This is a genomic window from Acidaminobacter hydrogenoformans DSM 2784 (assembly GCF_900103005.1).
In the GTDB taxonomy this organism is placed as follows: Bacteria; Bacillota; Clostridia; order Peptostreptococcales; family Acidaminobacteraceae; genus Acidaminobacter; species Acidaminobacter hydrogenoformans.
This window is the reverse complement of sequence record NZ_FMWL01000005.1, coordinates 228,780-248,628: the sequence shown is the minus strand read 5'-3', so window position 1 is coordinate 248,628 and position 19,849 is coordinate 228,780. Positions and strand designations below refer to the sequence as shown.

17 protein-coding genes are annotated in these 19,849 nt (G+C 49.5%); 3 read left to right on the top strand and 14 right to left on the bottom strand.

Annotated elements, in window-relative coordinates; genetic code table 11:
• Window positions 1-87: 87 nt before the first annotated feature.
• Complete coding sequence (gene fba / locus BLP63_RS07455) at window positions 88-1,017, top strand: class II fructose-1,6-bisphosphate aldolase (protein WP_092590273.1); 930 nt, start codon at window positions 88-90, stop codon at window positions 1,015-1,017.
• Window positions 1,018-1,181: 164 nt separating this feature from the next.
• On the opposite strand, the gene BLP63_RS07450 is transcribed toward fba, so the two are convergent.
• From BLP63_RS07450 to tig, 8 genes are all read right to left on the bottom strand, one after another.
• Window positions 1,182-1,706 (bottom strand): peptidylprolyl isomerase, encoded by a 525-nt coding sequence (locus BLP63_RS07450; RefSeq protein WP_242870832.1) that lies wholly within the window; start codon window positions 1,704-1,706, stop codon window positions 1,182-1,184.
• Window positions 1,707-1,820: 114 nt separating this feature from the next.
• Window positions 1,821-2,294, bottom strand: coding sequence for an NUDIX hydrolase (locus BLP63_RS07445; RefSeq protein ID WP_092590271.1), 474 nt, complete (start codon window positions 2,292-2,294; stop codon window positions 1,821-1,823).
• Window positions 2,291-4,165, bottom strand: coding sequence for a hypothetical protein (locus tag BLP63_RS07440; RefSeq protein ID WP_092590270.1), 1,875 nt, complete (start codon window positions 4,163-4,165; stop codon window positions 2,291-2,293). The genes BLP63_RS07445 and BLP63_RS07440 overlap by 4 nt, the downstream gene beginning before the upstream one ends.
• A gap of 147 nt (window positions 4,166-4,312) precedes the next feature.
• Window positions 4,313-4,951 carry a ribosome biogenesis GTP-binding protein YihA/YsxC gene (gene yihA, locus BLP63_RS07435; protein ID WP_092590269.1) on the bottom strand — a complete coding sequence of 213 codons (639 nt, stop codon included), beginning with the start codon at window positions 4,949-4,951 and terminating at the stop codon, window positions 4,313-4,315.
• Window positions 4,948-7,278, bottom strand: a complete 2,331-nt coding sequence (gene lon, locus BLP63_RS07430) for an endopeptidase La (protein ID WP_092590268.1) — start codon at window positions 7,276-7,278, stop codon at window positions 4,948-4,950. The genes yihA and lon overlap by 4 nt, the downstream gene beginning before the upstream one ends.
• A 296-nt stretch (window positions 7,279-7,574) precedes the next feature.
• Complete coding sequence (gene clpX, locus BLP63_RS07425; RefSeq protein WP_092590267.1) at window positions 7,575-8,852, bottom strand: ATP-dependent Clp protease ATP-binding subunit ClpX; 1,278 nt, start codon at window positions 8,850-8,852, stop codon at window positions 7,575-7,577.
• A gap of 15 nt (window positions 8,853-8,867) precedes the next feature.
• Window positions 8,868-9,452 (bottom strand): ATP-dependent Clp endopeptidase proteolytic subunit ClpP, encoded by a 585-nt coding sequence (clpP, locus tag BLP63_RS07420; RefSeq protein ID WP_092590266.1) that lies wholly within the window; start codon window positions 9,450-9,452, stop codon window positions 8,868-8,870.
• Window positions 9,453-9,465: 13 nt separating this feature from the next.
• Window positions 9,466-10,755 carry a trigger factor gene (gene tig / locus BLP63_RS07415; protein WP_092590265.1) on the bottom strand — a complete coding sequence of 430 codons (1,290 nt, stop codon included), beginning with the start codon at window positions 10,753-10,755 and terminating at the stop codon, window positions 9,466-9,468.
• 303 nt (window positions 10,756-11,058) lie between these two features.
• On the opposite strand from tig, the gene BLP63_RS07410 reads away from it, so the two are divergent.
• Entirely contained in the window at window positions 11,059-13,149 is a 2,091-nt protein-coding gene (locus BLP63_RS07410) for an ATP-dependent helicase (RefSeq protein WP_092590264.1), read from the top strand.
• A 66-nt stretch (window positions 13,150-13,215) separates the two neighbouring features.
• Here BLP63_RS07410 and BLP63_RS07405 read toward each other — a convergent pair whose 3' ends face one another.
• Window positions 13,216-13,932 (bottom strand): regulatory protein RecX, encoded by a 717-nt coding sequence (locus BLP63_RS07405; protein ID WP_170829349.1) that lies wholly within the window; start codon window positions 13,930-13,932, stop codon window positions 13,216-13,218.
• A 64-nt stretch (window positions 13,933-13,996) separates the two neighbouring features.
• Between BLP63_RS07405 and BLP63_RS07400 the strand changes: the two genes are divergently transcribed.
• Window positions 13,997-14,650, top strand: coding sequence for a TraX family protein (locus BLP63_RS07400; protein WP_092590262.1), 654 nt, complete (start codon window positions 13,997-13,999; stop codon window positions 14,648-14,650).
• Between the two features lie 19 nt (window positions 14,651-14,669).
• On the opposite strand, the gene BLP63_RS07395 is transcribed toward BLP63_RS07400, so the two are convergent.
• The 5 genes from BLP63_RS07395 to BLP63_RS07375 all read right to left on the bottom strand — a co-directional run bounded on the left by BLP63_RS07395 (window position 14,670) and on the right by BLP63_RS07375 (window position 19,599).
• A complete protein-coding gene (locus tag BLP63_RS07395) occupies window positions 14,670-15,029 on the bottom strand; it encodes a winged helix-turn-helix domain-containing protein (RefSeq protein WP_092590261.1) in 360 nt (119 codons plus the stop codon).
• 178 nt (window positions 15,030-15,207) lie between these two features.
• Window positions 15,208-15,648: a GNAT family N-acetyltransferase gene (locus BLP63_RS07390; RefSeq protein ID WP_092590260.1), complete on the bottom strand. Its 441-nt coding sequence runs from the start codon at window positions 15,646-15,648 to the stop codon at window positions 15,208-15,210.
• A 47-nt stretch (window positions 15,649-15,695) separates the two neighbouring features.
• Window positions 15,696-16,685 carry an AmmeMemoRadiSam system radical SAM enzyme gene (amrS, locus tag BLP63_RS07385; protein ID WP_092590259.1) on the bottom strand — a complete coding sequence of 330 codons (990 nt, stop codon included), beginning with the start codon at window positions 16,683-16,685 and terminating at the stop codon, window positions 15,696-15,698.
• Window positions 16,686-16,742: 57 nt separating this feature from the next.
• Complete coding sequence (locus BLP63_RS07380) at window positions 16,743-18,374, bottom strand: putative manganese-dependent inorganic diphosphatase (protein WP_092590258.1); 1,632 nt, start codon at window positions 18,372-18,374, stop codon at window positions 16,743-16,745.
• Between the two features lie 19 nt (window positions 18,375-18,393).
• Window positions 18,394-19,599, bottom strand: a complete 1,206-nt coding sequence (locus BLP63_RS07375) for an MBL fold metallo-hydrolase (protein ID WP_092590257.1) — start codon at window positions 19,597-19,599, stop codon at window positions 18,394-18,396.
• Window positions 19,600-19,849: the final 250 nt, after the last annotated feature.

The window sequence follows — 19,849 nt, the reverse complement described above, 5'->3', positions numbered from 1 at the left end:
ATATCGCGACTGGAGCTGCCTTGACAAAAGAAAAGTGATCTTCTATGATGAGTATAACTCGAAGATATTTACAGAGGAGGAATATTTATGGCTCTTGTGACAACTAAGGAAATGTTCAGAAAAGCTTATGAAGGCGGCTATGCGGTTGGCGCGTTTAATGTCAACAACATGGAAATCGTACAAGGCATCGTGGATGCGGCTAAAGAGGTCAGGTCACCGTTGATCCTTCAGGTCTCTGCTGGAGCGAGAAAGTACGCTAAGCCCGCTTACCTCAAAAAGCTGGTGGAAGCTGCTATAATTGACTCCGACCTGGATATTGCCCTGCACCTGGACCACGGTGACAGCTTTGAAATCTGCAAGCAGTGTATTGATGACGGTTTTACCTCCGTCATGATTGACGGCTCCCACTTGCCTTACGAAGAAAATATCGCGCTTGTCAAGCAAGTCGTCGAGTATGCCCATGCCCGCGGCGTCGTCGTTGAAGCCGAGCTCGGCAAATTGGCCGGTGTTGAGGATGAGGTCAACGTTAAAGCAGAGGACGCAACCTATACGGATCCCAAGCAAGCTGTGGACTTTGTCAAACGGTCAGGCTGTGATTCCCTGGCAATCGCAATTGGCACAAGCCATGGCGCTTACAAGTTCAAAGGCGAGCCTAAGCTTGACTTCGAACGTCTTGAAACCATCACAAAACTCCTTCCAGATTATCCGCTGGTCCTGCACGGCGCGTCCACGGTCATCCCTGAGTTCGTCGAGATGTGCAACGCTTACGGCGGTGACATTCCGGGGGCTCAAGGCGTTCCGGAAGAAATGCTTCGCCGGGCAGGAAGTCTTGGCGTCTGCAAAATCAATATCGACACAGACCTTCGTCTTGCCATGACCGCTGCAATCCGAAAATACCTGCACGACTTCCCTGCGGAATTCGACCCAAGGAAATACCTGGGTGTCGGCAGAGATGCCATCCGCAGCATGGTGCGCCACAAGCTGGTTGACGTACTGGGCTCTGACGGAAAAATGTAGTTCCAGCCCTGAAAAAGCATAAGATGCGCTGCCGCAAAACGGGAAATTTTGTTTTGCGGCAGCTTTTTTAATGCTGTTTATGTGGCCACCAAGACGAAAAAAGGTGAAGCCCTTGGCCACGGGCCAATCTGACCGCCGGCAACAGCTTCACCATTTTAACATTCTTACATCATTTTGACGGGTTCAGGATACTCGACCCCAAAGGTCTCAACCGTCATTTTCTTGATTTTCTGAGGCTCGACTGGACGGTCTCTGCCATCCGTTTTTACTGCCGCGATGTCATTGACGACCTCCATCCCTTCGACGACCTTGCCAAAAGCCGCATACTGGCCATCCAGGTGCGGGGAGCGCTCGTGCATGATGAAAAACTGCGAGCCCGCGGAATCCGGTGCTTGTGCCCGTGCCATGGACAGGACGCCCGGCTCGTGAACGAGGGCATTTTTAAAGCCGTTGATGTCAAATTCCCCTTTGATCTTATAGCCGGGACCACCCATACCAGAGCCTTCAGGACAGCCGCCCTGAATCATGAAGCCCCTGATGACCCGGTGGAAGATCAGACCGTCATAATACCCCTTGCGGGCGAGGTCAATAAAATTGTTTACCGTATTTGGCGCGATCTCTGGATATAGCTCAGCCTTAATAATTTTCCCGTTTTCGAGTTCAATGGTAACCACTGGATTTTGATTCACTCTAAACACCCTTTCTGATTTATGGTTTATTGGGTTGCAGTTCATTTACGACGTTCAAAATTCTTTCTGAAGGTGAGGTTTTGAAGGTAAGGTTAAAACGTCAAGCGTATAGACTTAAGTGGAACCGGAATAGAAAACGACTTCATAGTCCTTAAAAACGCCAGCTTCATACCTGAATACCGCTGAAAAGAGCGCCTCCCGGTTAAACACCCAATCGAGAAAAATCCTGTCTCCTTCCCAGAGCTTCAGGCTCAGCACCTCGTCCTTAGGGATCCAGGCCAGCGTGCCTTCCTCCGGGTCAGTAACTTCAGACTGTGCCGTTTTAGCCGTATAGACAAAAGTATACCAGTCCTCTGCCCCATCAAACAAGGGAAAAGTGATGAACCCCCTGAGAGAATAAGACTCCGGGCTCAGACCGGACTCCTCGCGCACTTCCCTCAGCAGGCAGTCTTCAGGCGATTCGCCTGGCAGAAACTTTCCGCCAAGGCCATTCCACTTTCCCAGGTGATAGTCGTTTTTTCTTTTGTTCCTGTGCAGCATGAGCACACGGCCCTCGTTTTCCACGTAACACAGCACTGCCAGCTTCATGAAATGGGCTCCTTTCTGCCGTAGTAACGCCATCCGGCAGCGACGACCAGGATCAGGATGAGCGTAGCCAGACTCATGACCCTGGTGAAATCATAAGCCGCCCGCCGCAGATCCCCTTTCAGCGGATCCGAAGCCGGCACATAGACAATCCACGACCCCCGCTCCGGCCTTCTTATTCCAATTGTCTCCTGAACCTCGCCCAGATACAGTTCCATCCCCAGCTGCTCCGCCTGCTGCCTCGCAGCAATTGAATCCGGAAGTACCGCTTCCAGAAAAGGCACCTCATCTGCGCCTTTCAAAGAAAAATGCGCAAAAAAACCATCAATGTTGGCCGCAGAGCTTGCAAGCGGCACCCAGGAAAACGTCTGAGCTTCTGCCGCTTTTCCCATCAGTGCCTGTATGACCCAAACATTGAGCTTTTCGGCATCGTAGCCAATCAAAGTCAGCCCCGTGCCACCCGCTTTCCCCTCCAGAACAGTGTAATCTTCCACACTGCCCAGGTCAACACCATACTGACTCAAGAGCAGCTCCCGGGTCGTCTGAGATACTCTCATCCAGTTTGCCACGTAATTTCCGCTGCTGGCCGTAGAAGGATAAGAACGCACAAGCTCAGACGGCACTTTCCTCAAGGAAGCGAATAAGGCCACGAGACGCTCGGTTTTACTCGCCTTCATTTCAAGATTGAATATCCTGTTCTGATCTTCAAGGGATTCATAAGCCTCGCTGTACTGTCCCGCCATGGCATCCGAGAAGCGCTGCAGCTCCTTGTCAAAATCAAGCTTCGTCATCTGAATACTCATGAGTCCATTAATCAGTAAGATCATCAGGGCAAAACCAAGGACAATGACAACCACTATGAATCCGGCTGCCTGCCGGCGCCTTTTAACCTGCATCTCGGTCAAACTTATTTTTTCTATGACGAACGCGTGATTTTTTCTTAAAAACATCATGACAGCGGTGACTATGGCAAGGTTGAAAAAAATCATCCCATACCCCAGAACCCGATTGATGCGGCTTGTGCCTTCATCAGAGGCCGACGGTTTCATCAAGAGCATATAACCCTGATCAAGCTCTATGGCATACGCCTCATAAGGCTGTTCCAAAAGCACGTCGAATTTCTTGTCAGGATGGTCCACCACCATCTGAAACAAACTGACACCACTATTTTTATCTGTCTGCGACAATGTTTTTCCAATGGTCCCAGGATCATGGGCGTTCACAATCCGTCCGCTTTTGTTTAAAATTATTGTAGCATAGCCCCGGGTCTCAAAAAGGTCTTTCAAGTAATCCTCGAGTGCAAACGCACTGAGATGAACCTCCGAAGCGCCCTCTATAATTCTTCGTCCCGTAAACACGGTTCCACTGAGCTTTTCATTTCTGGAAAAATTCAGGACATAGCGCTCCGCCTGCCCTGAGGCAAAATTGCGAACCGTAGTTTCTACACGGTCAAGTTTAGGATTTTCATTCAGGCGCCTGATCGCCTCGTCTATGACCTGATCCGGCAATCCGCCCGTATAGAGTACGACGCCCCGGTCAAGAATCTGCCCAAAATCACCGGACGAAAACTCAGCCACGAGAGTTTCATCCTTTATCGCAGATGTTGGCGCGTTTGAAATCAATGAATTGATGATCTGAAGCTGCTGCGCCGCAAAGCGGTCTTCATCCAATTGTATTTCCGCTTCATAAGCGGATGCGCTGTCCTGAAATTCCTCCGCTACCCAGGTGACCATGGCGGCCTGAAGACGCAGCAAGTCCGCTTCCAGTTTTTCAATCTGGTCTTCAATCAGCTCATCCGTGTATATGAAAATTGCTGCCATAAACGAAAAAATAAACATTAGGAATATCACTACACGGCTACGGCTGAAGAGCATGGGTCCACCTCCCTTACTTATACTTTTTTCCATTTTAACACATTGCTTGAACGCGGGAAAGGCGCGGGAAAAAGACCAGCGTCGTTTCTCCAAAAATCAAAAGCCAAGACCGCTTCAGATGGTCTTGGCTTTTGCATTTAATTCCAATTATCTTTCTGCCTGATCAGGCTGCTGCCGCTCAAAGCGCGCTTCAAAGCCTTTTTGTTCCAACAAACTATTGATAAAATCCCATACGTCGTATTTGCCTTTTCGTGAATCCGCCGACGTAATCAGCAGAACATCCTCAGGATCCATGCCCAGCTTCTCCCTGAGGGCTTTTTTTCTGATTTGCAGCTGACTATTTTTAATTTTATCCGCTTTTGTGGCTATGACAATGCCCTTGTAGCCAAAAGTTCGAATCCACTCGTACATCAAGCGGTCATCCTCAGACGGGTCATGGCGCAGGTCCACCAGGAGAAAGACCTCCATAAGATTTGGGCGGTCCACCAGATAGGATTCAATAATCTTGCCCCAGCCGCTTTTTTTGTCCTTGGACACTCTGGCGTAGCCATAGCCGGGCAAGTCCACCAATCTCATCTTGCCATCCAAATCATAAAAGTTGATAGTCTGCGTTTTTCCAGGTGTTGACGACGTCTTCGCCAAGCCCTTTCGGTTAATCAGCATATTGATAAGTGAGGATTTGCCAACATTGGACCTTCCAGCCATAGCAATTTCAGGCAGCAAATCCTCCGGATACTGATCTCTTTTAACCGCGCTTATGATGAAACGGGAATTCTGGATCTTCACTTTATGGCCTCCTTAACAAGCGCGTGCTCAAGAACTTCATCCATAGATTCAACTGGAATGAACTTCATCTTGCTGCGCACCGTTGAAGGGATCTCCTCGAGATCCTTCACATTTTCCTTAGGGAATAGAACAGTTTTGACACCCGCGCGGCTGGCTGCCAGCGATTTTTCCTTGAGGCCGCCAATTGGCAGAACCCTTCCCCGCAAGGTGATTTCTCCCGTCATAGCGAGATCATTGCGGACTGGAATACCGGTAATCGCGGAAAGAACAGCCGTTGCCATGGTAATCCCGGCAGATGGCCCATCCTTTGGAATGGCGCCTTCTGGAATGTGTATATGAATATCCATTTTTTCGTGAAAATCATCCGCGATTTCATATTTCTCTGAGATGGATCTTAGGTAGCTCAAGCCTGCCCGAGCGGACTCTTTCATGACGTCGCCCATTTGACCTGTAAGCACGAGATTTCCCTTGCCTTTCATAATTGAAACTTCAATGGAAAGAGTTTCTCCGCCTACCGGCGTCCAGGCAAGGCCTGTTGCGATCCCAATTTGGTGCTCTTTTTGGATCTCGTCATAGTGGTGCTTTTTAACCCCTAAGAATTTGTCCAGGTTGCTTCTGTTTACTCTGACCGTGGTGACCTTCTCTTCGACAATCCTTGTCGCCACTTTCCTGCATACAGTCGCAATCTGTCGTTCGAGTTCCCGGACACCGGATTCCCTGGTGTAATAGCTGATGATGGCACTCAGCGTATCGTCACTCAAGCTGAGGTTGTCCTCCGTTAAGCCATGCGCTTTCAGCTGCTTTGGCACAAGATATTTCTTGGCGATATTCAGCTTCTCATACTCTGTATACCCGGAAACTTCAATGATTTCCATTCTGTCGAGAAGCGGCCTTGGAATGGTGCCCAATGAGTTCGCCGTCGTCACAAACATGACGCTTGAAAGGTCGAACGGCACCTCCAGGTAATGATCCGTAAAATCTTTGTTTTGCTCCGGATCCAGTACCTCAAGAAGTGCAGACGCCGGATCCCCCCTGAAATCAGAGGTCAGCTTATCTATCTCGTCAAACAGGAACACAGGATTTTTAGTTCCGGCTTCTTTGATTCCATTGATGATTCTGCCCGGAATAGCACCAATATAGGTCCTTCTGTGACCACGTATTTCTGCCTCATCTCTGACGCCGCCCAGGGACATTCTGACAAATTTCCTGTTTAAAGACCTTGCTATGGATTTCGCTATAGACGTCTTACCGACACCGGGAGGTCCAACCAGGCAAATGATGGGTCCCTTCAGACTCTTCGTGAGCTCTCTGATGGCCAGATATTCAAGGACGCGCTCTTTGACGCTCTTTAAACCGTAATGGTCTTCATCCAGAATGGCGCGGGCCTTACTTATATCCAGTGTATCCTTAGTCTTTTTATTCCAAGGCAAATCTAAAATCCAGTTTACATAGCTTCGAACGACCGTGCTTTCTGCAGAGGCAGGTGACATTCTTGCCAGTCGCTCAATTTCCTTGCCAACTTTATCAGCGACTTTTTTGTCAAGCTTGAGCTTGTCGAGCTTTTTATAAAGCTCCTCAATCTCGTCATCCGGATCGAAATCTTCGCCAAGCTCCTCACGGATTGCTTTCATCTGTTCTCTGAGGTAGTACTCTTTTTGCATTTTGTTGATTTGTTTTCTTACTTTTTCATTGATCTGCTTTTCTACTTCCATAATCTCAATTTCGCTGAGTAATATTGAATAGATGGCAGTCAAACGCTTTTTGGGTTCAACCGCCTCAAGAATCTCCTGCTTTTGCTCCGTCTTCAAAACCATATTGGACGCTAAAACATCCGCGAAGCGCCCAGGCTCTTCAATAGTGGTCATGGAGAGCATAACTTCAGGCGATACCCGGTTACTTACTGCAATATACTTCTCAAAAGCAGTTAAACAAGAGCGAATCAGCGCCTCTGTCTCCCTGTCCCGGGTTGTGTCCTCTTCAATTTTCATTATACGCGCTTTAAAGTAAGGCTCTTCAAATATAATCCCTTCGACTTTACCGCGGCTGACGCCCTCCACCAGCACCCGAATTGCGTCCCCTGGGAGTTTCAGCATTTGCTTTATTTTGCATATGGTACCGATCTCATAAAAATCTTCCGTTGAAGGCAAGTCAACATCTATGTCTCGCTGCGTCGTCAGGAATATTTTTTGATCGTAAATCATGGCCTCTTCAAGTGCCTTAATTGACTTTTCTCGACCAACATCAAAATGAAGCACCATATAAGGAAATACCGACAGTCCACGTAGCGGTATAAGCGGCATTGACAAAATCTTGTCGTTTGTTTCCATGGTGTTCTCTCCTTTCCGCCCTCCTTTTGAAGGCTAATGAAATTATACCAAATGAATTATCACTCATCAAGCAAGAGTGCTAACAAAGACAAAAAGTTTTTTATGTTCACAAGTTTTCCCTGTTAGCGGTATGCGAAAAATAAAAGCGAGCCAATAAACCTCTATGACTCGCTGATAGACTTTCAGTTTTTTGGCAGGTCGCCTTCGTGCTGGTCTTAAACCCCTTACCAGCAGTACCTGTCCTCTATTTTTTCAGGGGCACATTCACCAGTCCTGTTAATGGCTGCGCTTCATGATCAGGAAACGCTTTGCCTGTCGCGGGATGGTTTCTTTTCAGAGGTGCCATCTTTCAGCAGCATCACTGGCATTTTCTTATCCACAATGGATTCTCGCGTCACCCTGACAGAAACAATGTCGTCTCTGCTTGGAATTTCATACATGATATCCAGCATTGAATTTTCCAGGATACTGCGAAGTCCCCGGGCGCCGGTCTTTCTCTCTATGGCCATATGCGCGACCGCTTTGAGCGCTTCTTCGTCAAAAGTAATTTCGACATTGTCGAGCTCAAACAGCTTTTGGTATTGCTTGACCAAAGCGTTCTTTGGCTCCTTGAGAATTCTGAGGAGCGTTGGCTCATCCAGCTCATGGAGGGAAACAACAACTGGAACACGACCGATAAACTCTGGGATGAGACCGAATTTCAACAAATCCTCAGTCTCAAGCTTTTCGAGAAGCGCGCCAATCTCCTTGTCTTCTTTGCTGACGATTTGCGCACCGAATCCAAGGGTTTTAGTCCCTGTCCTGCGCTCAATGATCTTATCAAGCCCATCAAAAGCCCCGCCACAAATAAACAGGATATTTGATGTATCAATCTGAATAAACTCCTGATGCGGGTGCTTGCGCCCACCTTGTGGCGGTACATTCGCGACTGTCCCCTCAATGATCTTCAGAAGCGCTTGCTGAACGCCTTCCCCGGACACATCCCTCGTGATGGAAGGATTATCTGAACGTCTCGAAATTTTGTCAATCTCATCAATATAGATGATGCCTTTCTGAGCGCGTTCAATATCAAAATCCGCTGCCTGTATCAGCTTCAGCAGGATGTTTTCCACATCTTCACCAACGTAGCCGGCTTCCGTCAAAGCTGTTGCATCCGCCATAGCGAAGGGCACGTTGATTATTTTCGCCAGTGTCTGAGCCAGGAGCGTCTTTCCCGAGCCCGTTGGACCAAGCATCAAAATATTGCTTTTTTGCAGCTCGACATCCGCCTTGCCTGACTGCCCGCGTTTTACCCGCTTATAGTGATTGTAAACGGCTACAGACAACACGCGCTTGGCGCGGTCCTGCCCAATGACGTACTCATCCAGCGTCTTCGCAATAGCATCCGGCTTTGGCAGATCCTCGAGTTCAAGATCCTCGACATCATCCATTTCTTCCGAAATGATTTCGTTGCATAATGTGATGCACTCATCACAAATATAGACGTTTGGACCGGCAATTAATCTCTTTACCTGGTCCTGCGTCTTTCCGCAAAAAGAACACTGCAGTTGAGTCTTATTTTCATATTTCGTCATGTCTAACCTCTTTCTTTACACTCTGGAAACCAGAATGCGATCAATCAGGCCATAGTTCACGGCTTCTTCAGAAGTCATGAAGTTGTCCCTGTCCGTGTCGCGTTCAATTACCTCCAAAGGCTGTCCTGTCCTTTCAGACAGGATCTTGTTCATCTGCTCTCTGATCTTCAGTATGCGCTCAGCATGGATTTTGATATCCGACGCCTGGCCGCGATAGCCGCCAAGAGGCTGATGGATCATTATTTCTGCATTAGGGAGCGCAAAGCGCTTTTCTTTGGCACCAGCAGCCAGCAGAAACGCGCCCATGCTGGCCGCCATACCGACGCAGATCGTTGACACATCCGGCTTAATGTAGTTCATGGTGTCATATATGGCCATCCCAGCTGTGATGCTGCCGCCCGGACTGTTGATATACAAATGGATGTCCTTGTCCGGGTCATCCGCTTCCAGAAACAGCAGCTGCGCGACTACCAGATTGGCTGTCACATCAGAAATTTCCTCGCTGATGAAAACGATACGGTCTTTAAGAAGTCTCGAGTAGATATCATACGACCGCTCTCCGCGATTGGTTTGTTCTACAACGATAGGCACCAAACTCATATGCGCACCTCCACTATTCTGTGAAGCTGGCTTGCTCGACCAGGAAATCTACCGTTTTCTTGGTAATCAGATTATTTTTCAGATATTCATAATTATCAGAAGCGAAGACCTTTTTAACGTTTTCTACGTCTGTACCTTGGCGCTCCGCAATGCGAACAAATTCATTCTCAAGGTCTTCATCCGTAACAGCGATCGCTTCTTTTTTTGAGATCTGCTCAATAGCAAGGGTCGTCTTGACTCTCGCGAGGGCGTCAGAACGCATCTGATCTTTAAGGTCTTCAAGACTCCCGCCCGTAAACTTCATATAACCGTCCAGGTCGAGACCCTGATAGCGAAGCTGGCTGTCAAAATCACGGATCATATAGTCGATTTCAGTTTCGACCATAGCATCCGGAATATCCGCTTCGAGGTTTGCGACGACCGCATCAATAACGCTGTCACGAAGTGCCATTTCATTTTGCTTTTCTGCCGTCTCGACAAGCTTCGCTTTAATATCCGCTCTGAGCTCTTCGAGTGTATCAAATTCGGAAGTATCCTTCGCGAGCTCGTCATCCATTTCAGGAAGCTCTTTAACGCGGATTCCTTTGACATCCACTTCGAAAACCGCCTCTTTGCCAGCCAGCTCTTCCGCGTGATAGGTTTCAGGGAAGCTGACTTTAACAGCGACATGATCTCCGAGGTTCGCGCCAATCAGCTGCTCCTCAAAGCCTGGGATAAACTGGCCTGAACCAATCACCAGCTGCTGTCCTTCAGCCGTTCCGCCATCAAAGGCAACGCCGTCAATGGAACCTGCGTAATCAATAGTCACTGTGTCGTCTGTCTGTACAGGTCGGTCTTCAATGGTGATGAGGCGGGCATTCATGTCCCTGATCTTTTCAATTTCCTGATCAACCTCTTCTTCTGTGACGACCGTTTCGACTTTCTTGACTTCGACACCTTTGTAATTTTCAATAGTTGCTTCAGGTTTTACAGTCACGGCAGCTTCAATGACAAGACCTGTTTCTTTGCTGATGGTCTTGACGTCAATGTCCGGTTGTGCGACCGGCTCAAGGCCCAGTGCGTCAATTGCGTCGCTGTATGCACCTGGAAGAAGCTCATTAATCGCGTCCTCAAAAAACACGCCTTCGCCAAACTGCTTTTCAATGATTGCACGTGGTACTTTGCCCTTTCTGAATCCAGGGATCGCATAGCGCGCCTTCGTTTCGTTGTATACCTTTTGAATAGCCTTTTCAAATGCTTCTGCGGAAACCGTCATTTCGAGTGTAACGTTGTTTCCTTCTTTTTTGATCTGTTCAAATGCCATGTAAATCCTCCTAAAAATGTGATGATTTGACTTGTTTTACGAGCCATGATTGAAAAGCCAATGGACTGGTCCATTGGCGAGATCGTATTTCCTCTTTACCGTGTCATGTCTTGATGACTGTACATCACGACATCATAGTCACAGAATATCTTACCTCATTCCCTACTATAAGTAAACCATTTTTTACCCCTGTACTGCAACCACTTTTGCAGGCTTTTTACTGTCAAAATTGTGGCGAAGATCTTGGATTTATTTATTTGCGTGGTCTATGATACAATAATAGGATCTTACCGGAGGTGAAGCATGACTTTTTTTGAAACCCTTGAACAAGATCTCAATCTTTTCTTTGGTAACGATCAGCAGGATGCCATACGGCACTTTGAAGGCCCTGCGCTGACACTTGCTATTCCCGGCAGCGGCAAGACAACTTTGATGCTTGCGCGGGCAGTTTACCTTTCTGAGGTTCACGGACTGGATCCGCGAAACCTTTTAAATTTGACTTTCAGCAAAGCCGCCGCCTCGGATATGGCCGAGCGCTACACAACACGTTTTCGCCCTCATTTCAGACAGCAATTTGAATTTTCTACGATTCACAGCTTCGCCTACAGAGTGCTGGGACAGGTTTGGAAGGAGCGCGGCGTACGCCCCAGGAAGCTTATCACGCACACGAGAGAGCTGCTTTCAGCCGCCGCATACCATGTGTCTGCAGCACGTCCCAACGACGACCAATACGAGACGCTGTCAAATCAGATTGGATATGCCAGGAATATGATGTTTGCCGCTGGACAGCTCTCCGCCAGCGGTCTGGATTATCCAGAGATCGACAGAATCTCGGAGGCCTACGAGGCCCTGAAGGCCAAGCACCACGTCATGGACTTCGACGACCTGCTGCTCGCAGCTTTGAAGCTGCTTCAAGAGGATGCAGGCATCTTGAACAGGCTAAAGAAACGTTACCCTTTTGTCCAGATCGACGAAGCCCAGGATACCTCAAAGGTACAGCATGAAATATTGAAACGCCTGGTCTATCCCTCAAACAATCTCTTCATAGTCGCTGACGACGACCAGGCTATTTATGGCTTCAGAGGGGCAAGTCCGGAGCTGCTGATGAGCTTTGAGTCACAGTTTCCCAGAGGCCAGATTTACCATCTCAGCAAGAATTACAGATCCCGGCAGGAAATTATCAAGGTCTGCGCTGACATCATCTGCCACAACCAGACTCGTTATGATAAAGTCCTGAAGGCAAGCAGAGACAAGGGTGGCAAGGTCAGCCTCCTGGAGTTTGAAAACTATGCGGACCGAAACGCCGCCATCCTCGAACACCTTCAGTCAACACAGGGGCAAAGTACAGGTATTTTATTCAGGAATCATTTATCTGGCCTTTCCGTGATGGATACACTCCTCGAGGCAGGTCTTCCCTTCAAGGTGGAGGCCGGAAGACGCACCTTGTCGGACCACTGGCTCGTCCGGGATTTGGCGGCTTTCCTTCAGCTCTCTGAAGACCCCTCGAATCTTGAAGCCTTCCAGCGCATTGTCCACAAGACAGAGCTGCGGATCAAAAAAGAGATCCTCGAGACTATCAAGCTCAATCACAGGGGCAGAGATGTGTTTGAAGTGTGTCTCGAAACCATCGGCAGAAAAGGGCACTACAGCGACCGCATACGAGGCGTGCAGCAAGCAGTGGGTAAGTTGAGGCGCCTGCGCGCAGTGGATTTCCTTGAGACCGTTGACGGCGAGCTGGGCTACTCAGGCTACCTCGAGTTCGCGCAGGATAATCTTGGTCAGTCCGCGGACAAAATCCGTTCATTGTGGTTTTCCCTGATCGCGATCGCAAGCCGTTTCAGGAGGCCTGAGCAGTTTTTCGAGCGTCTCGCGGCACTGGATCAGTACAAACCAAGCGGGCAGGATGCGAATATCGCGTTGTCTACCCTCCACGCTTCTAAGGGCCGGGAATTCGACCACGTAATCCTCATTGATACGCTCAAAGGGATATTTCCGGTGAAGGAGGAAGCGCGCACTGAGGCGCAGAGGCTTCTGCTCGAGGAGGAGCGGCGGCTTTTCTATGTTGGTGTCAGCCGGGCCAGGGAAAGCGTCAACCTCATGCACGCCCGGTTTGGCGGCGGCCGTCATCTGAGACTTTCCCTGTTTGTGACGGAAATCATGGAGAGTCTTGAGCGCGTTCGCCCCAAGCGCCCGGAAGCGAAGCCTGGCGACAGTTTAATGGCTCTGCCGGATGCTGTCCATATAACAGGCACCGCACACCACCTCAGATTTGGCAGGGGCGAAGTGCTTTCTTTAAATGGGGACGCTATTGAAATTATGTTTAATGACAAAGCCCGAACCCTCTCTCTGAGATTGTGTCTTGAAAAGGGCTTCCTGACTTTTCCGGCGCAATGAGAAACGACAAAAAAGCCGTGGTTGTCAGTGGCGCGCAGCGCCCTTGACCCATTCCACAGCTTTTGCTTAATAGAGCTTAAGTTCAAGGGCATCCGCAACTTTTCGAATGACCTCAGTGCCATAGCCTTTCCTCTGGAGCAGGCCAACCACGCGCATGGCAGCCTTTCTCGGATCGACCCCCTGGTCGCTTTCCAACTTTTTTCGAGCTAACAAGAGCGCTGTCTCGAGCTCCTCCGCAGCACGGCATCCATCTCCCGGACCGCTTATCACCGCGTCCGCAGTCGAACTGGAAACACCGCGTCTCAGGAGCTCGCTTCGAATCCTTCTATTGCCCATGCGACTGCGATTCTGCTCGAAGTATTCTTTGGCAGCCTTATGGTCATCCAGTTCGTAATCCCGACGCAGCCGCCCTATAATTTCAGTGATCAGGGCCTCATCTGCCTCCTTGCTTTGCAGGTAGCGCCTGACTTCCGCGGTCGTCCTGGTTTTGGACAAGGCGTAGCGCAAGGCTTTATGCCAGGCCTCCAGCGCCGCCTGATCCGCCAAGATCGTGTTGACGTTTTCTGGCGAGAGAACCCTCCCTGTTTCCAGCTGGTGCTTCAAAACCAAATCCAAATGACAGGTGAAGGCCAACGCGTCATCCAGCCAAACCGTCACCATAGGGGTCATTTTTTTGAACGCGAGCTTTGTAATTACAGTGCCGGCTGCCTGTTTCAAGACATCAGTGCGGTCATTGGTCACCTGATCAGGCGGCGCGTATTGTTCCAATATTTTTTGTTTCAAAAGCATCCTCTCCTTTCAGGCCGTTACTGCCAACGAAAAACCGACAAATTTCTGAGGTGAGCCCATGGATCAGCCTTTACAAAAGCCAGTTTACGACGACACGCTTAAGCTAATTGCCATTCTCACCATGTTGATTGACCACACAGGTTATCTGCTTTTTCCGGATCAAATCGCCTGGCGTTTGATTGGGCGCCTGTCCTTTCCCATCTTTGCCTTCCTGGTGGCAAGGGGCTCACGGCTGACGCGGAGTCAGCCCCGCTACCTGCTCAGGATGCTGACCTACGGCTTGATTTCTCAACTTCCTTACAGCTACTTCGTGCCCCATGGCTTGAACATATTCTTCACCCTCGCGGCAGGCATTGCCCTCATTTTCTTGGTGTCCCGCCAAAACTTAGCCATAAAGCTGCTGGCTCTGCCTATTCTTGCAAGCACATGGGTTGTGGACTATTCCTACGGTCTATACGGGCTGCTGCTGATCCTGGCTTTCCACTTTTTCTACGACAAGCCTGCCCTGATGGCGGTTTCCTTCACAGGGCTCTCATGGTATTACTGGATGACGACACACGTCTCAATTCAAGCGCTTGCAATGGCGGCACTGCCCTTCATCTACAGCACGCCGCATACTGGCATTCGTCTGCCTAAGCATGTCGGGTATTTGTTTTATCCTGTCCATATTATAATTTTGTTGTCTATTAAGGGACTCCTGGGACCTGGATAACAGTCCTGGATAACCTTTTTCACTCTTGAGCGGGCCGACCTTCCAGCCACTGTCCCAGATGGCGGTCATAAGCCTGGGCCGCGAATTTTTCAACCTCAGCGCACATTGCTTCGTAACGCCGAATGAGTTCATGGGCCTCCGGCGTCAGTGTAGCACCGCCACCCTTCGACCCGCCAACCCGCTTAACAACAAGGGACAGACCCAAATGCCGCTCCAGTCGCCGGACCACGTGCCAGGCCTTGGAGTAAGACATGCCCATTTGCCTGCTTGAGGCACTCAAGGAACCCGTGGCTTCAATGCCTTTCAAGAGCGCCACCGGACCGTTTCCAAGAATCTTCTCGCCCTCGTCTCCCAACCAAATCTTAAATTGGGCCTCCATCAGCCTCCACCTCCCTCATCATCACACGAACACTCAGGCGCTCGGTCTTTACGGCTTGGAACAACAAACAGGACTGGTGTCCAGCAACGTCTCCAGGGATTGCGACAAACCCTGAGCGTGGGCTGGATTGCCAGTCCTGTTTTGGTTAAGTGTAAATCTTTTAAATTTGACATAACTTTTACAAATCAATCTGCATTTCGATCCAGTCCTCACTGGTTTCAATAATCTGAAAGCCAACACGCTCCAGAACTTTAACCGAGTGCTTGTCACCAGGCAGAATCAGCGTCCTAATGGCGCCGCCTCCGTAATCATAACGCTCTACCAGGAAATTGACGCATTCCGTGATGAAATTGCACCCCAGTCCCATGCCGGTAAACTCGGGAAGCAGCGCGCCACTCATCTCGAGGATGCCATCCTCGTCAAAAGCGACCTCCGCGAATCCAAGTATATCTTCCTCGTCGCTGTAGGCGACAAAAATATCCACCTCCGGATCGCTCAGAAGCGAATCAATATCCGTCTGGTTTTTCTCAGAGTCGAAGCAAGCGTAGTCATTGCCATGCTTATAGCTGATAATGACCTCCGCATCTTGTTCACGCATGGGTCTGAACATAATCTCCATTCGAACACGCTCCTTTCTTTGAAGGATATATACCCCAACATTTCATTCTAATCCATCCGTATTGAATGTGGCGTACCACATTTCGGACAAAACCGGTCTTTGACTTTGACGGCAATCTCATAGCCATGTCGGTCTACAAGACACGCGCCGCAGCTGCGGCAGTAGGTGCCATGATCGCCTTCGTTAAAATTCCCAATGTAAACATAATTTAAATGGGCCTTAGCTGCGTCTTGAGCCGCAAAAAGTGCTTCCCTGCGGGTTTCGGGGTGGTTCATGAGATAATTTGGGTAATAACGGCTGATGTGGAGCACCGTCTCAGGCCTGATCGCTGCGACGCGCTCGGAAAAAGCAGAAATTTCATCTGGCGCGTCATTATGCCCTTCAATCAGGAGCCATGTCAGCTCCGTATGCAGCTCAGGGCGCTCAAGCATGGCCTCCATGCTTCTCATTACGGGTGCCAGCGTTGCTTTGCAAACAGATTCATAGAAGCCGTTGTCATAGGCCTTGACATCCAAGTTGACGGCATCCGTCCAGTCGAGAAGTGCCGCCAAAGGCTTAGGATTGATGTACCCATTGGTGACGAGGACATTTTTCCGGCCGGCGGCGCGGTTGCCCTTAAAGACCTCCAGAACATATTCCAGGTTTACGGTAGGCTCATTGTACGTGGCCGCGATCCCTATGCTCCCTGGTTCTTCAAGGGAGCGGGCCAGCAGCGCTTCTGGCGCCAGTTCCACAGAGGGTGCCACAAACTGCGAAATTCTGTAGTTCTGGCAGTTCAAACAATGAAGGTTGCACCCAAAAGAGCCAAAGCTGACAATGTCCCTGCCGGGAAAGTAATGATACAATGGTTTTTTCTCAATAGGGTCAACACCAAAAGATGTAATTTGGCCGTAGGACGCGCTATAAAGCACACCTTCTTCATTTTTTCTGGCCAAACAGTTCCCGCTGTAGCCCGCTTCTATGACGCAGCTTCTTGGGCACAGCAAGCACTGGACTGTCTGCGCCTCACGCTTTTGATAAAACATGGCTTCCTTCAATAGCGCACCTCCTCTGAAAAAGGGCCGCACTGGGATCAGAGCGACTTTACAGGATCCTTAGCTGATCTGTCTGGAAAGGCCTATTTCTTCCAGCAACCTCGGAATAACTTGTTTTTTGCGGGACAGCAGTCCTGGTATGAAGACACCTTGATATTCCTGAATTTCAAAGCTTTTCGTCACCAGGCCGCTAATGTTGGATTTATAATAGAGACACGAGCCCTGACTCGAAAGGTCTGTCGCCATGAAGACCGTGGCATCAAAGCCCTGCTCCTGATGGGTGCGGGCGATCATATCGAGAATAGCCTCCCGCCTGGCTTCAACCTCTTCAAGACCATAAGTGAAAATCTGGGATACCCCAACTGCGGTACCTGCGTCCCTGAAGATCTTGAAGTCCTTGAAGAAGATGGACTCTACCGTCTGCCCTTCGAGGGAGGTGCCCGACTTCAGCAGCTCTTTCGCGTATGCATCAACGTCAAATTCAGCCCCCAGCAAGGAAGAGAGCCACGCTGACATCTCACGGTCTTCCTCGGTCGTCGTGGGAGACTGAAAATATAAGGTATCTGATAAAATCCCGGATAGAAGGATGCCAGCAATTTCGTAAGGCGGCTGAACCCCCTGTTCGCGAATCAGATCTCCCACCAGTGTACAGGTACTGCCAACCGGTCTGCATACAAAGGTAAGCGGCCGGTTGGTCACGACATCACCCAGTTTGTGATGGTCCACTATAGCCAGGATCTCCGCTTCCTTCAGTCCCTCGACACTCTGGGCATACTCATTGTGGTCCACCAGGATGACCAGATGCTTGTTGGGCTTCAGGAGATGTCTGCGGGAAAGGAAGCCAACATAACGTCCTGCAGCGTCTATAACAGGAAACGTGGTGTGCCGGCTCGTGGTCATGACCTCCCTGGCCTCAGAAACATCATCATGCTCATAAAAGCTGATCAAAGGCTCTTTGACCATGATGTCCGAGACGGGTGCGCAGGACGCGATCAGCCTTGCTGTTTTCAGTGTGTCATAGGGTGTTCTGATCATGGTGACATTCGCTTCCCTGGCATGCCTCAGAATTTTTCCCGGGACAGTCAGCCCGCCTGTGACTACAATGAGCGCCGCCTTCTGTCTCACAGCATGCTCCAGCACATCATAACGGTCTCCAACGATCACTATGGTCGACCCGTCAATACTGGAGCGGTCGATCAGGGTATCCTTATAAAAGGCTGCCACCAGGACCCTTCCCTCTATATGCTCTGCAGAGGCGTGCAGCACCCTGGCGTCGAGGCCGTCTGTCATATTGGAAAGCGTTGTTTTGAGTCTGTCCCCTTGCCAGCTGAAAAAGCCCATGGCAATGTCTTTCATGGTGACTATGCCCACCAGCTTACCCTCAGGATCTGTGACCCCCAGGGCCTTTGCGGATGCGTCGCCAAGCCTCTTATAGGCGGTTAGAATTGAATCTGACAGAGATAGCGGCGCATGCCTTTCAAAATCCAGATGCCTGACATCCGGCCGAACTTCTCTTAAAAGAGGAGGCACTTCAAAGCCAAACTTCGAGAGGGCGAAACGTGTTTCAGATGCAGCTTCGCCGAGCCTGAAAGCAACCGCGTCGTGCCCCTGCGCACGTTTGAACCAAGCCATGGCAATGGCGGACGCTATAGAATCCGTGTCCGGGTTTTTGTGTCCAAAGACGTGAATCATGTCATTACCTCATTTCAATTTACCTTAATGTATATTCAAGCCGTATCCTGTCAATAATACCGGCGCGAACTTCAAAACAGATGGCATATTCGCCCTGGGTGTCCTGGTCATAGACATAATCCATGTTGCCCGGATCTGTCATTTCATTTGGGACCGGCTTCGCTTCAGGATACTTCGTTATGAGCAGTTCCAAAGACTCGCCTACATTGAGCCCTCGGACTGTACTGAAACGCGGGTCTCGCGTCACAATGGACGAAAGCCAGAAATCCTGGCCGTTTGGAGGCGCAAACAAACTGACCTGTGTCTTGTTGAAGCTGAAGGTCCGAATCCTCGACCCTGTAAAAGTATCCGCCCCTATGCCCAAAATTGACTCTTCAATTTTTTCTGGTTTGCCAAAGGTCTTCGTGATTTCCTCATCAAGAAAAACTTTGCGCAGGGGCAGCTTCTCTGAGCCGTAATTCAAAGTAAACTCACGTTCCCTAATGAGCGCGAAGGTGTGGTCGAAAAGCTCCGGACCACCTGCAGCGCCGCTGTCCGTTACGACAATCACAGGATTCGGAACCGCAGCCTGAAGCCCTGTGACAATTTGCTCCCAAACCGAGGTCTCATAGACTGGCGACTCAATCATGTCAATATCCTGGCTGATGAGATTAGGCCCTGTATAGAGCAGCGCCAGTTCTTCAAGCCACAAGGAAATATGCAGAGCCTCCAAATCACCTTTTTTTCTAAAGCACAAGGCTTCAAGGGCATGGTCTTCAAGGATGATTTTGTCCGGCGCGTTGGGTATATACAGCTTCGCGCCTTCAAGGCTTTCATCCTGGGCGACTGCTTCCGGCACATAAAGAAGCGCTGAGGCCTCCTGATAATGCTGATAGACTGGCTGCCTCGTCAATAACCTTCCCGTCCAAAGCACTTGGTCAACCCTTTTGCCAAAGTATTCTTCAATCAGCGCGTCAAGACGCTCCGCCTGGTCGAGGTTGTCAGGCGGGTCAATGATCCCTATGCCATGATCACTTTCAAGGATCAAGCCGTTCTTTGAGAGTTCATCCTGATAAGCCGTGTAAATCCAGATATGGTCTGCCGCTCTTCGAATGATCAGGTCGCCCTCAACATTGTTGATGACATCCAAAGTTGTCAAATCCGGTTTTGGCGATTGAGTGGGCATACAGCCGACCAACAAAACAACCAGAAGGATTACTGCGAGCAGTTTGAAAACGCGAGCCATTTGTCCACCTCATTTTGTTCTGAATATTTTCATGAAAACTGTTTGTTATTTATTATACCATTTGATTCGCGATTCAACGATGTCATTTTCTAATTGAAATGGACGTATGATAAAATTTCACAAAATACAAAAAGTGGGTGCCCCCGGCGCCAGAATTCACTGCGCTTGCTTTACAGGACTACCCACTTATTTGAAAGATCTATGTCTGTTTTTTCAGCAAGCGCCTCCTGCCTGCCTTTCAACACTGGAG

Coding starts and splice junctions, on each gene's coding strand:
- fba (WP_092590273.1), top strand. CDS start 88: ATGGCTCTTGTGACAACTAAGGAAATGTTCAGAAAAGCTTATGAAGGC.
- BLP63_RS07445 (WP_092590271.1), bottom strand. CDS start 2,294: ATGAAGCTGGCAGTGCTGTGTTACGTGGAAAACGAGGGCCGTGTGCTC.
- BLP63_RS07440 (WP_092590270.1), bottom strand. CDS start 4,165: ATGCTCTTCAGCCGTAGCCGTGTAGTGATATTCCTAATGTTTATTTTT.
- lon (WP_092590268.1), bottom strand. CDS start 7,278: ATGGAAACAAACGACAAGATTTTGTCAATGCCGCTTATACCGCTACGT.
- clpX (WP_092590267.1), bottom strand. CDS start 8,852: ATGACGAAATATGAAAATAAGACTCAACTGCAGTGTTCTTTTTGCGGA.
- clpP (WP_092590266.1), bottom strand. CDS start 9,452: ATGAGTTTGGTGCCTATCGTTGTAGAACAAACCAATCGCGGAGAGCGG.
- tig (WP_092590265.1), bottom strand. CDS start 10,755: ATGGCATTTGAACAGATCAAAAAAGAAGGAAACAACGTTACACTCGAA.
- BLP63_RS07410 (WP_092590264.1), top strand. CDS start 11,059: ATGACTTTTTTTGAAACCCTTGAACAAGATCTCAATCTTTTCTTTGGT.
- BLP63_RS07400 (WP_092590262.1), top strand. CDS start 13,997: ATGGATCAGCCTTTACAAAAGCCAGTTTACGACGACACGCTTAAGCTA.
- BLP63_RS07395 (WP_092590261.1), bottom strand. CDS start 15,029: ATGGAGGCCCAATTTAAGATTTGGTTGGGAGACGAGGGCGAGAAGATT.
- BLP63_RS07390 (WP_092590260.1), bottom strand. CDS start 15,648: ATGGAGATTATGTTCAGACCCATGCGTGAACAAGATGCGGAGGTCATT.
- BLP63_RS07380 (WP_092590258.1), bottom strand. CDS start 18,374: ATGATTCACGTCTTTGGACACAAAAACCCGGACACGGATTCTATAGCG.
- BLP63_RS07375 (WP_092590257.1), bottom strand. CDS start 19,599: ATGGCTCGCGTTTTCAAACTGCTCGCAGTAATCCTTCTGGTTGTTTTG.